A 12,593-nucleotide genomic window follows, 5' to 3' on the forward strand; every position below is an offset into this window, starting at 1 on the left:
GTTACTTCCTCTTCGCCTTCTTGTCGGCGCCATGTCCGTAATAGGTCCGGGTCGGGGAAAACTCACCCAACTTGTGACCGATCATTTCTTCAGACACCAGCACCGGAACGTGCTTCTGACCGTTGTAGACGCCGAAGGTAATCCCGACGAACTGCGGCAGGATCGTCGAGCGGCGGCTCCAGGTCTTGACGACCTCGTTGCGGCCGGATTCACGAACCTTGTCCGCCTTCTTCAGCAGATACCCGTCAACAAACGGACCTTTCCAGATCGAACGTGTCACGATCCTTGTCCCTTATTTCTTGCGTGCGTGACGGCTACGAACAATGAACTTGTCCGTCTGCTTGTTCCGCCGCGTGCGCTTACCCTTGGTCGGCTTACCCCAAGGGGTAACCGGATGACGTCCACCGGAGGTCCGGCCTTCACCACCACCGTGCGGGTGGTCGACCGGGTTCATGGCAACACCGCGAACATGCGGGGTGCGGCCCAGCCAGCGGGAACGGCCAGCCTTACCGAGGTTTACGTTGCCGTGGTCCGGGTTGGACACTGCGCCGATGGAGGCCATGCAGGTCCCCAGAACGCGGCGCTGTTCACCGGACATGAGACGCAGGATCGTGTAGCCCTGGTCGCGGCCGACAACCTGAACGAAAGCACCGGCGGAACGTGCGACCTGCGCACCCTTGCCCGGCTTCAGTTCAATGTTGTGAACGATCGTACCCACCGGAATGGATGCGAGCGGCATGGCGTTGCCCGGCTTCACGTCGACGGCCTGACCTGCAACGACCTTGTCGCCGACGGCCAGACGCTGCGGCGCCAGAATGTAGCTCAGTTCACCATCTTCGTAGCGGATCAGAGCAATGAATGCGGTCCGGTTCGGATCGTATTCAAGACGCTCGACGGTCGCCGGGATGTCGAACTTGCGGCGCTTGAAGTCAACAAGACGGTAAGACCGCTTGTGACCGCCACCGCGGTTCGGAGCCGTCAGGCGGCCGTGGTTGTTACGACCACCGCTCTTGGACAGGCCTTCGGTCAGGGTCTTGACCGGCTTGCCCTTCCAGAGATCGGAACGATCGACCTGGACGAGCTGGCGCTGGCCAGGAGACGTCGGGTTGAAAGTCTTGAGTGCCATTTACCTGTCCCCGTCTTAGAGCCCGGTCGCCACGTCGATTGCGTGACCTTCCGCGAGCGTGATGACGGCCTTCTTGTAGTCGGACTGGCGGCCGATCCGGCCCTTGAACCGCTTCACCTTGCCCTTGCGGACCAGGGTGTTGACGGCCGTGACCTTTACACCGAACAGCGCCTCGACAGCAGCCTTGATTTCCGGCTTGGTGGCGGAGTTCGCCACCTTGAAGACAACCTTGTTCTCTTCAGAAGCCATGGTCGCCTTCTCGGTGATCACCGGGCCGACGATCTTGTCATAGTGAGGAAGATTGCTCATTTGAAGCGCTCCTCAAGTGCAGTCACAGCAGCCTTGGTCAGAACCAGGGTGTGAGCCCGCATGATGTCGTAGACGTTGATGCCCTGGACCGGCAGCACATCCACCATCGGGATGTTGCGTGCAGCCAGTGCAAAGTTCCGGTCCAGTTCCGAGCCGTCGATGATCAGCGCGCTGGTGAGACCCAGCTTTGCGAACTGATCCTTGAGCGCCTTGGTCTTGGCTTCGGCTGCCTTGGCATCTTCAACGACGATGATGCTGTCAGACTTTGCCTTTGCAGACAGGACGTGCTTCAGGCCGAGGGCGCGAACCTTCTTGGGCAGGTCATGGGAATGATCGCGGACGACCGGACCGAATGCCTTACCACCACCGCGGAACTGCGGGGCCTTCTTGTTGCCGTGACGGGCGCCGCCGGAGCCTTTCTGGCGGACGAACTTCTTCGTCGTACCAGAAACTTCCGAACGCCCGAGGGCCTTGTGGGTGCCAGCCTGGCGCTTGGCAAGCTGCCAACGCACCACGCGATGGATCAGATCGGTGCGCGGATCGAGACCGAAGATCTCGTCAGACACCGTGATCGAACCGGCCGCCCCGCCTTCGAGGGTCTTGACCTGGAGTTCCATCACTCACTCTCCTTCCCGGCGGCGATGGCAGCTTCCGGAGCGCGGTACGCACCCGGGACCGGAACACCTTCCGGCAGCGCCTTCTTGATCGCGTCGCGGACCAGGATCCAGCCGCCCTTGGCGCCCGGAACAGACCCTTCGACCATGATCAGGCCGCGTTCAACATCGGTACGCACAACCTTGAGGTTCTGCGTGGTCACGCGGACATCGCCCATGTGACCGGCCATCTTCTTGCCCTTGAACACCTTGCCCGGATCCTGGCACTGACCGGTCGAACCGTGAGAACGGTGCGAGACGGAGTTACCGTGGGAGGCGCGGCCACCACCGAAGTTGTGGCGCTTCATGACGCCGGCAAAACCCTTACCGATGGAAGTGCCGGTGACGTCGACGAACTGACCTTCGACATAGTGGTCAGCGGTAAGTTCCGCGCCAACGTCGATCAGGTTGTCGGACGAAACCCGGAACTCAACGAGAGTCCGCTTCGGTTCGACCTTGGCAACGGCGAAATGTCCGCGCATTGCCTTCGGCGTGTTCTTGACTTTGGCCAGACCTGCACCGAGCTGCAGTGCAGTGTAGCCATTCTTTTCGTCAGTCCGGTGGGCAACCACCTGGCAATTTTCCAGTCGCAGGACAGTGACCGGAACATGTTCGCCCGCATCGTTATAGATACGAGTCATGCCCACTTTCTGAGCGATCACTCCAGAACGCATAGACGTGTCCCCTTCGATCCGCCTCAGAGCTTGATCTCGACGTCAACACCAGCGGCCAAATCGAGCTTCATAAGAGCGTCGACCGTCTGGGGCGTCGGATCCACGATATCGAGAAGACGCTTATGCGTGCGCATCTCGAACTGATCGCGGCTTTTCTTGTCGATGTGCGGACCGCGAAGCACTGTGTACTTCTCAATCCGCGTCGGCAGCGGCACGGGTCCCCGCACCTGCGCACCGGTCCGCTTCGCCGTGTTCACGATTTCCTTGGTGGAAGCATCGAGAATACGGTGATCAAATGCCTTGAGGCGGATCCGGATATTCTGACCGTTCATTTCAGAGTTCCCGATAAGACAGGCGGGCCTGCGATTGTTTCAGTAGGAAACGGCAGGCCCTGCCGTCATTTATGCGATGATGGATGCAACCACGCCGGCGCCGACGGTACGGCCACCTTCGCGGATAGCGAAGCGCAGGCCGTCTTCCATGGCGATCGGCACGATCAGCGTGACCACGACCGACACGTTGTCGCCCGGCATCACCATTTCTGTGCCTTCCGGCAGTTCAACGATGCCCGTCACGTCGGTCGTGCGGAAGTAGAACTGCGGACGGTAGTTCGTGAAGAACGGAGTGTGACGGCCGCCTTCTTCCTTGGTCAGGATGTAGGCTTCTGCCTTGAACTTCGTGTGCGGGGTTACAGAACCCGGCTTGCAAAGAACCTGGCCACGCTCAACATCTTCACGGCCAACGCCGCGGATCAGGGCACCGATGTTGTCGCCTGCTTCACCGCTATCCAGCAGCTTGCGGAACATTTCAACGCCGGTAACCGTCGTCTTGCGGGTATCCTTGATGCCGACGATCTCGACTTCTTCACCAACCTTGACGATACCGCGCTCGACGCGGCCGGTCACAACCGTGCCGCGGCCGGAGATCGAGAACACGTCTTCGATCGGCATCAGGAACGGCTGGTCCTTCGGACGTTCCGGGGTCGGGATGTAGGCGTCGACAGCGTCCATCAGGGCGCGGATCGCGTCACGGCCGATAGCCGGGTCGCGGTTTTCGACAGCTGCCAGAGCAGAACCCTTGACGATCGGAATGTCGTCGCCCGGGAAGTCGTAGGAGGACAGCAGCTCGCGCAGTTCCATTTCGACGAGCTCGAGGAGCTCTTCGTCATCGACCTGGTCGACCTTGTTCAGGAACACGACGAGGGCCGGAACGCCAACCTGACGGGCGAGCAGGATGTGCTCGCGGGTCTGCGGCATCGGGCCGTCAGCTGCCGAGCAAACCAGGATCGCGCCGTCCATCTGGGCAGCACCGGTGATCATGTTCTTGACGTAGTCGGCGTGACCCGGGCAGTCAACGTGTGCGTAGTGACGGTTAGCCGTCTCATACTCAACGTGCGCCGTGGAGATGGTGATGCCGCGTGCCTTTTCTTCCGGCGCCGCGTCGATCTGGTCATAAGCCTTGGCAACCGCGCCACCAGCTTCAGCCAGCGTCATCGTGATTGCAGCCGTCAGAGTCGTCTTGCCATGGTCAACGTGGCCAATCGTGCCGATGTTGACGTGCGGCTTATTACGCTCAAATTTTTCTTTAGCCATCGGATTACTCCGCTCTCTTAATTCTAATCGTTCACAAGTTCAGGTTAGGCGTACTTCGCCTGAACCTGCTCAGCGACAGCCTGCGGCACCTGCTCGTAGTGGTCGAACACCATCGAGTACTGCGCCCGGCCCTGGGACATGGACCGCAGGTTGTTCACGTAGCCAAACATGTTGGCCAGCGGAACCATTGCGGTGATGACCGTTACGATCCCGCGGTTTTCGGTGCCAGCAATCTGGCCGCGGCGGGAGTTCAGGTCACCGATGACGTCGCCCATGTAGTCTTCAGGGGTAACGACTTCGACCTTCATGATCGGCTCGAGGAGCTTCGGACCAGCCTTCTGGATCCCTTCACGGAAACCAGCTCGGCCAGCGATTTCGAAGGCCAGAACCGAGGAGTCAACGTCGTGGTAAGCACCGTCGGTCAGGGTCACCTTGATGTCTAGCATCGGGAAGCCGGCGATCGGGCCGGACGACATGACGCTTTCAACACCCTTGGTAACACCCGGGATGTATTCCTTCGGAACCGAACCACCGACGATCTTCGATTCGAAGACGTAGCCTGCATTCGGCTCTGCCGGCTCGATAACGAGCTTGATACGAGCGAACTGACCCGAACCACCAGACTGCTTCTTGTGGGTGTAATCCACTTCGGCCTGCTTGGTGATGGTTTCGCGGTATGCCACCTGCGGCGCACCGATGTTCGCTTCCACCTTGAACTCGCGACGCATACGGTCGACGATGATGTCCAGGTGAAGTTCGCCCATGCCTGCGATGATCGTCTGACCGGACTCTTCGTCCGTCTTCACGCGGAAGGACGGATCTTCAGCAGCCAGGCGGTTCAGGGCAAGGCCCATCTTTTCCTGGTCAGCCTTGGTCTTCGGCTCGACGGCGATCTCGATCACCGGCTCGGGGAATTCCATACGCTCCAGGATCACCGGCTTCAGCGGATCACACAGGGTGTCGCCAGTGGTGGTGTCCTTCAGGCCAGCGATAGCAACGATGTCGCCTGCATAGGCAATATCGAGGTCTTCACGGCTGTTAGAGTGCATCTGCATCATGCGGCCGACGCGCTCTTTCTTCTCCTTAACAGTGTTCTGGAGGGACACACCCTTGGACAGAACACCGGAGTAGATGCGGCAGAACGTGAGCGAACCGACGAACGGGTCGTTCATGATCTTGAAGGCCAGCATCGAGAGCGGCTCTTCATCACCGGACTTACGGACGACTTCGCCCTCAGTCTTCGGATCGATGCCCTTGATGGCCGGAACTTCAACCGGGCTCGGCAGATAGTCGACAACAGCGTCGAGCAGCGGCTGAACGCCCTTGTTCTTGAAGGCAGAGCCACACAGAACCGGAACGAAATCGCTGTTGATGGTGCCCTTGCGGATGATTTCCATCAGCTTCTCGTTGGTCGGCTCTTCGCCTTCCAGATAAGCTTCCATGGCAGCTTCATCAGCTTCGACCGCGGTTTCGATCATCAGATCGCGGAATTCCTGAGCCTTGTCAGCCAGGTCAGCCGGGATCTCGACTTCGTCCCACTGGGCGCCGAGAGATTCATCGCGCCAAATCAGCGCCTTCATCTTGATCAGGTCGACCAGGCCAGCGAATTCGTTTTCAGCCCCAACCGGGATCTGAAGAACCAGCGGAGTGGCACCAAGACGGGTCTTGATCATCTCAACGCAGCGATAGAAATCGGCGCCGAGCTTGTCCATCTTGTTGACGAAGATCATCCGCGGAACGTGGTACTTGTCAGCCTGACGCCAGACCGTTTCGGTCTGCGGCTCAACACCAGCGTTGGCGTCGAGCAGGGCCACGGCACCGTCGAGCACGCGCAGGGAGCGTTCAACTTCAATGGTGAAGTCAACGTGGCCCGGGGTGTCGATGATGTTCAGGCGCTTCTCTTTCCAGAACGCGGTGGTAGCAGCGGAGGTAATCGTGATGCCACGCTCCTGCTCCTGCTCCATCCAGTCCATGGTGGCAGCACCGTCATGAACTTCACCGATCTTGTGGCTCTTGCCAGTATAGAACAGGATCCGCTCGGTCGTGGTCGTCTTGCCAGCATCGATGTGAGCCATGATGCCGAAGTTGCGGTAGTCCTCGATTTTATGCGTGCGCGACATAGCGTCAGCCTTTCCGAGTCCAGATTACCAGCGGTAGTGCGAGAACGCGCGGTTGGCATCAGCCATACGGTGCGTGTCTTCGCGCTTCTTCACTGCAGTGCCACGGTTGTTGGCAGCGTCCAGCATTTCACCGGACAGGCGGTCAACCATGGTGGTTTCGTTGCGGTTGCGGGCTGCAGTAATCAGCCAGCGGATCGCAAGAGCCTGACGGCGGTCAGAGCGAACTTCGACCGGAACCTGGTAGGTTGCGCCACCGACGCGGCGGGAGCGGACTTCCACCTGCGGCATGACGTTTTCAAGAGCTGCGTGGAACACTTCGATCGGGTTCTCGCGGGTCTTGTTTGCGATGACATCGAATGCACCGTAAACGATGCGTTCTGCGGTCGACTTCTTGCCGTCGTACATGATGGAATTCATGAACTTGGTGACGACCATATCCCCGAACTTCGGATCCGGGTTGATTTCGCGTTTTTCTGCGCGGTGACGACGGGACATCTAATGTGCTCCTTACTTCGGCCGCTTCGCGCCGTACTTGGACCGGCGCTGCTTACGATCCTTGACGCCCTGCGTATCGAGCACACCACGGATGATGTGATAACGAACGCCCGGCAAATCCTTGACGCGGCCGCCGCGGATCATGACCACGGAGTGTTCCTGAAGGTTGTGGCCTTCACCAGGAATGTAACCGATCACTTCGAAGCCGTTGGTCAGGCGGATCTTAGCCACCTTACGCAGAGCCGAGTTCGGCTTCTTCGGCGTCGTTGTGTAGACGCGGGTGCAAACACCACGCTTCTGCGGGCAGGCCTCCATGGCCGGCACCTTGTTCCGCTTGGGCGGATCTTTCCGCGGATTGCGGATCAGCTGGTTGATGGTCGGCATTCTGTGCCCTTTACCTCGTCCATCCAAAAACTCGTATGCATCTCAAGTTCACCGATTCCGACATGCAGAATCGCGCCCGCCCATCCAATCAAGGATGGCAGGCGCTTGCGAACCAGAGGACCGCAGGTTGCCCTGAGGTCATGCAATCGACGCTTATTCGCCTATATGAACCCGGCAGCGTTTAAGTCTTCTTGGTCCGGCGCGAGTCGCGCTCGGACAATCAGGGGACCTACCGCCTGCCATCGGGATGCGCGGAACCTACTCATCACTCCCCTCTACGTCAAGTGGTTTGTCTGAAAAATGCGAGATTCCCGCCATCCATACGGATCTGCGGAATCCTGCGGTTTTTAGACACCTCAACAAGCAATATATGGCACAAAAAATGCCAATTCGGGTCATGTTATTGCGCCACCTCTGTCCGCACACGCATTCAGAGCTAAACAGAGCGTTAACAGGATGAGTCAATTCCGAACAACAACGACGTGAATCGTTCTGCAGGATTCGCGTGGCTGCCATGCAGCCCCGCATCAAAATGCATCCGGAAGGATTCGGTTCGGAAAGCAGTCCCCTCTCCTCTTCCCTCCGCACGCCTCTCAGTCGTCCTCATTGAAGGTGATGATGGCCACATTGCCCGAGAGCGCATCCTGATAGGCGCCTTCGTAGATCGCATCATCCGGCTCGCCATCCATGACGCCAATCTGGTCCAGCTCCGCTTCCGCATAGCCTTGGGCCGCGAGGGCCTCCAGCGTCTTGCGGACGGCGCTGTCGTCGTCAGGAGCGGTCAGCATGGCGTGGATCTCCATGGGCTCCCCCTCGCCTGCCTGCTCTTCCGTCCACACCCGTCCGATCACGATGAACACGGTCGGCTCGATGGCATCTTCGTTGTCATTCATATTCTTGTCTCCATTTGGCCTTCGGACACCAGTGAACACCCGATGCCGGTCAGAAAAAAGGCCGCCCGGAGGCGGCCTTTCCAATCTTGCTATGGACGTGCCTTACTCGGCAGCACCGCTGAGGTCTTCGAGCAGACCCTCTGCCGCGCTGTCGGAAGACGCCTGCCGGCGCGCGTCCTGGATCAGGTCGTCGCGATGGCTTGCGATCTTGCGGATGCGCTTCATCACTCCGCCGGTACCAGCCGGGATCAGACGGCCCACAATCACGTTTTCCTTCAGGCCGACCAGCGGATCGATCTTGCCGTTGACGGCAGCATCGGTAAGCACGCGGGTCGTTTCCTGGAAAGACGCAGCCGAGAAGAACGACCGGGTCTGCAGGGACGCCTTGGTGATGCCGAGCAGAACCGGATTGCCCTTTGCAGGGTCGCGGGCCTCGTTGATCGCCTTCTCGTTGGCAGCGTCGAAGTCGAGCTTGTCGACCTGTTCGCCCGGGAAGAACTCGGTGTCACCGGACTCGGTGATTTCGATCTTCTGCAGCATCTGACGGACGATCACTTCAATATGCTTGTCGTTGATCGTCACGCCCTGGAGCCGGTAGACTTCCTGGATTTCATTGACGAGGTAGGCAGCCAGTGCCTCCACGCCCTTGACCGCCAGAATGTCATGCGGTGCCGGGTTGCCGTCGAGCACGTACTCACCCTTTTCAATGGCATCGCCTTCCTGCAGGTGGAAGTGCTTGCCCTTCGGGATGAGGTATTCGACGGGTTCCAGAGCCTCGTCATTCGGCTCGATGATGATGCGGCGCTTGTTCTTGTAGTCGCGGCCGAAGCGGATCGTCCCGGAGATTTCCGCGATGATCGCATGGTCCTTCGGACGGCGGGCTTCGAACAGTTCCGCAACGCGCGGCAGACCACCGGTGATGTCCTTGGTCTTGGCGCTTTCCAGCGGGATACGGGCCAGAACGTCACCAGCCTTGACGCGCGCTCCCGGCTGAACCGAGAGAATGGCGTCCACGGACAGGAGCAGACGTGCATCGCCGCCGCGAGCGACCTTGGAGATTTCCCCCTTGTCGTTCTTGACCACGATTGCCGGCTTCAGGTCCTGGCTGCGCTGGTTCGAACGCCAGTCGATAACGACACGCTTCGTGATACCGGTCGCCTCGTCGGCCGTCTCCTGAACGGACGCGCCATCGACCAGATCCTCGAAGTCCACGATACCATCGACTTCCGAGAGCATCGGACGGGTGTAAGGATCCCACTCGGCGATCCGCTGGCCGCGCTTGACGGCGTCGCCATCGTCCACGTGCAGCTTGGAGCCGTAGGCAATCCGGTGCACGGCGCGCTCATTGCCGTCGCTGTCGGTGACAACGATGGACATGTTGCGGACCATGGCGATCAGATTGCCATCGGAATCCCGAGCCACGCTGCGATTACGCATGGAAACCGTACCGTCGACGTTGGATTCGATGAACGAAGAGTCCACCACCTGCGCCGTACCACCGATGTGGAACGTACGCATGGTCAGCTGGGTGCCCGGCTCACCGATCGACTGAGCAGCGATAACGCCGACAGCTTCGCCCATGTTCACCGGCGTCCCGCGCGCAAGGTCACGGCCATAGCAGGTTGCACAGACGCCCGTTTCGGTTTCACAGGTCAGAACCGAACGGATCTTGATCTGCTGAACCTTGGCAGCTTCGATGAGGTCCACGTCCTTCTCGTCGATGAGGCGGCCCTTCGGCACGATGATCTCACCGGTCTGATGGTTGTAGACGTCTTCAGCGGTCGTACGGCCCAGAACACGCATGCCCAGGGTCGCGATGACGTTACCGGCATCGACGATCGGGGACACGGTGATCCCACGCTCGGAACCACAATCCGGCTCGAGAATGATTGAGTCCTGTGCCACGTCGACGAGACGGCGGGTCAGGTAACCGGAGTTAGCCGTCTTCAGAGCCGTATCGGCCAGACCCTTACGGGCACCGTGGGTCGAGTTGAAGTACTCGAGAACCGAGAGGCCTTCCTTGAAGTTCGAGATAATCGGGTTTTCGATGATCTCGCCCGACGGCTTGGCCATCAGACCACGCATACCGGCCAGCTGCTTCATCTGCTGGGGCGAACCACGGGCACCGGAGTGCGACATCATGTAAACCGAGTTCATCGGCTTCTGACGTCCGGTCTCCTCGTCGATCTGAACCGCCTTAATGCGGCCCATCATCTCGTCGGCGACCTTGTCGGTGCACTTTGCCCAGGCATCAACGACCTTGTTGTACTTCTCACCCTGGGTGATCAGACCGTCGTTGTACTGCTGCTCGTATTCGGTGACGAGGGCGGCGGTTTCGGCAACAAGCTTCTGCTTGGTGTCCGGAATCACCATGTCGTCCATGCCGAAGGAGATGCCGGCGGCGCAGGCGTTCTTGAAGCCCAGCTGCATGATCCGGTCACAGAAGATCACGGTCTCCTTCTGACCACACGCACGGTACACCGCGTCGATCATCTTGGAGATGTCCTTCTTCGTCATCAGCTTGTTGCAGATGTCGAAGGGAACTTCGTGGTGCTTCGGCAGCAGCTCGGCAATGAGCATACGGCCCGGAGTTGTCTCGAAGATCTCGGACGTCGGATTGCCATCGGCGTCGATGTTCCGGTAACGACCGCGGATCTTCGTGTGCAGCGTGATGACCTTGTTGGCAATGGCGTGATGGATCTCGCCAATATCCGAGAAGGCCATGCCTTCGCCCGGCTCCTTCTCTGCCATGATCGACAGATAATAGAGGCCCAGAACGATATCCTGCGACGGAACGATGATCGGGCCACCGTTTGCCGGATGCAGAATGTTGTTGGTCGACATCATCAGCGTGCGGGCTTCAAGCTGGGCTTCCAGCGAGAGCGGCACGTGAACAGCCATCTGGTCACCGTCGAAGTCGGCGTTGAAGGCCGAGCAGACGAGCGGGTGCAGCTGGATCGCCTTGCCTTCGATCAGGGTCGGTTCGAAGGCCTGGATGCCAAGACGGTGCAGCGTGGGTGCGCGGTTCAGGAGAACCGGGTGCTCACGGATAACCTCGTCAAGGATATCCCAGACTTCCGGACGTTCCTTTTCAACCAGCTTCTTGGCCTGCTTCACCGTGGAGGAGAAACCCTTGGCGTCGAGGCGCGAATAGATGAAGGGCTTGAACAGCTCAAGCGCCATCTTCTTCGGCAGGCCGCACTGGTGCAGCTTCAGTTCCGGACCCACGGTGATAACCGAACGGCCGGAATAGTCGACGCGCTTGCCGAGCAGGTTCTGACGGAAGCGGCCCTGCTTGCCCTTGAGCATGTCGGACAGCGACTTCAGCGGACGCTTGTTGGCGCCGGTGATGACGCGGCCACGGCGGCCGTTGTCGAACAGGGCGTCAACAGACTCCTGCAGCATGCGCTTTTCGTTCCGGATGATGATATCCGGAGCGCGCAGCTCGATCAGGCGCTTCAGGCGGTTGTTACGGTTGATCACGCGGCGGTACAGATCGTTCAGATCCGAAGTCGCGAAGCGGCCACCATCCAGCGGAACCAGCGGACGCAGATCCGGCGGGATCACCGGAACGACGGTCATGATCATCCACTCGGGCTTGTTGCCCGATTCCATGAAGGCTTCGATGACCTTCAGGCGCTTGGCCAGCTTCTTCGGCTTCAGCTCGGTGGTGGCTTCCGCGATCTCGACGCGCAGCTGCTCGCTGATGCGCTCCAGGTCGAGGCTCATCAGGATTTCACGGATCGCTTCAGCGCCGATCATAGCGGTGAAAGCGTCTTCGCCGTATTCGTCCTGAGCCGCGATGAAGTCTTCTTCAGACAGAAGCTGATGCTGCTTGAGCGGCGTCAGGCCCGGCTCGAGAACGACGTAGTTCTCGAAATAGAGCACCCGCTCCAGATCCTTCAGCGTCATGTCGAGCAGAAGGCCGATACGGGACGGCAGGGACTTCAGGAACCAGATGTGCGCGACAGGAGCGGCCAGCTCAATGTGGCCCATGCGCTCGCGGCGCACGCGGCTCAGCGTGACTTCCACGCCGCACTTTTCACAAATGACGCCCTTGTACTTCATGCGCTTGTACTTGCCGCAAAGGCATTCGTAATCCTTGATCGGGCCAAAGATACGGGCGCAGAAGAGGCCGTCACGTTCCGGCTTGAACGTACGGTAGTTGATCGTTTCCGGCTTTTTGATTTCGCCGAAAGACCAGGACATGATCTTTTCCGGGCTCGCCAGCGAGATCCGGATGTTGTCAAAGGTCTGAGCGGGAGCCTGTTGATTGAACAGGTTCATGACCTCATGATTCATGGTCTATCTCCTTCGATGCGCGGAGAGGGAGCTGGCCATTTGGCC

12 protein-coding genes are annotated in these 12,593 nt (G+C 59.4%); all 12 read right to left on the minus strand.

What is annotated here, in order from left to right; translation table 11 throughout:
* Nucleotide 1 precedes the first annotated feature (1 nt).
* Nucleotides 2-280: a 30S ribosomal protein S19 gene (rpsS, locus tag IG616_RS01700; RefSeq protein ID WP_192145790.1), complete on the minus strand. Its 279-nt coding sequence runs from the start codon at nt 278-280 to the stop codon at nt 2-4.
* Nucleotides 281-292: 12 nt separating this feature from the next.
* A complete protein-coding gene (rplB, locus tag IG616_RS01705; RefSeq protein ID WP_073011904.1) occupies nt 293-1,126 on the minus strand; it encodes a 50S ribosomal protein L2 in 834 nt (277 codons plus the stop codon).
* Nucleotides 1,127-1,141: 15 nt separating this feature from the next.
* Nucleotides 1,142-1,435 carry a 50S ribosomal protein L23 gene (locus IG616_RS01710; protein WP_192145792.1) on the minus strand — a complete coding sequence of 98 codons (294 nt, stop codon included), beginning with the start codon at nt 1,433-1,435 and terminating at the stop codon, nt 1,142-1,144.
* Nucleotides 1,432-2,052 (minus strand): 50S ribosomal protein L4, encoded by a 621-nt coding sequence (gene rplD / locus IG616_RS01715; RefSeq protein ID WP_192145794.1) that lies wholly within the window; start codon nt 2,050-2,052, stop codon nt 1,432-1,434. The genes IG616_RS01710 and rplD overlap by 4 nt, the downstream gene beginning before the upstream one ends.
* Complete coding sequence (gene rplC / locus IG616_RS01720; RefSeq protein ID WP_192145796.1) at nt 2,052-2,762, minus strand: 50S ribosomal protein L3; 711 nt, start codon at nt 2,760-2,762, stop codon at nt 2,052-2,054. Before rplC ends, rplD begins: the two co-directional genes overlap by 1 nt.
* A gap of 23 nt (nt 2,763-2,785) precedes the next feature.
* Nucleotides 2,786-3,094, minus strand: a complete 309-nt coding sequence (gene rpsJ / locus IG616_RS01725) for a 30S ribosomal protein S10 (RefSeq protein ID WP_006936455.1) — start codon at nt 3,092-3,094, stop codon at nt 2,786-2,788.
* 69 nt (nt 3,095-3,163) lie between these two features.
* Nucleotides 3,164-4,354, minus strand: a complete 1,191-nt coding sequence (tuf, locus tag IG616_RS01730; protein ID WP_073011916.1) for an elongation factor Tu — start codon at nt 4,352-4,354, stop codon at nt 3,164-3,166.
* A gap of 44 nt (nt 4,355-4,398) precedes the next feature.
* Complete coding sequence (gene fusA, locus IG616_RS01735) at nt 4,399-6,474, minus strand: elongation factor G (protein ID WP_192145798.1); 2,076 nt, start codon at nt 6,472-6,474, stop codon at nt 4,399-4,401.
* Nucleotides 6,475-6,498: 24 nt separating this feature from the next.
* The gene (gene rpsG / locus IG616_RS01740) at nt 6,499-6,969 is read right to left on the minus strand and encodes a 30S ribosomal protein S7 (RefSeq protein WP_073011923.1); all 471 of its coding nucleotides are present in this window, start codon (nt 6,967-6,969) and stop codon (nt 6,499-6,501) included.
* A 12-nt stretch (nt 6,970-6,981) separates the two neighbouring features.
* Nucleotides 6,982-7,353 (minus strand): 30S ribosomal protein S12, encoded by a 372-nt coding sequence (gene rpsL, locus IG616_RS01745; RefSeq protein ID WP_068314108.1) that lies wholly within the window; start codon nt 7,351-7,353, stop codon nt 6,982-6,984.
* 593 nt (nt 7,354-7,946) lie between these two features.
* On the minus strand, nt 7,947-8,246 hold the full coding sequence (locus IG616_RS01750) for a regulator (RefSeq protein WP_192145800.1): 300 nt from the start codon (nt 8,244-8,246) through the stop codon (nt 7,947-7,949).
* Nucleotides 8,247-8,348: 102 nt separating this feature from the next.
* Complete coding sequence (gene rpoC / locus IG616_RS01755; protein ID WP_192145802.1) at nt 8,349-12,548, minus strand: DNA-directed RNA polymerase subunit beta'; 4,200 nt, start codon at nt 12,546-12,548, stop codon at nt 8,349-8,351.
* Nucleotides 12,549-12,593 lie beyond the last annotated feature (45 nt).

Source organism: Roseibium litorale (assembly GCF_014842915.1).
GTDB classification, from domain to species: Bacteria; Pseudomonadota; Alphaproteobacteria; order Rhizobiales; family Stappiaceae; genus Roseibium; species Roseibium litorale.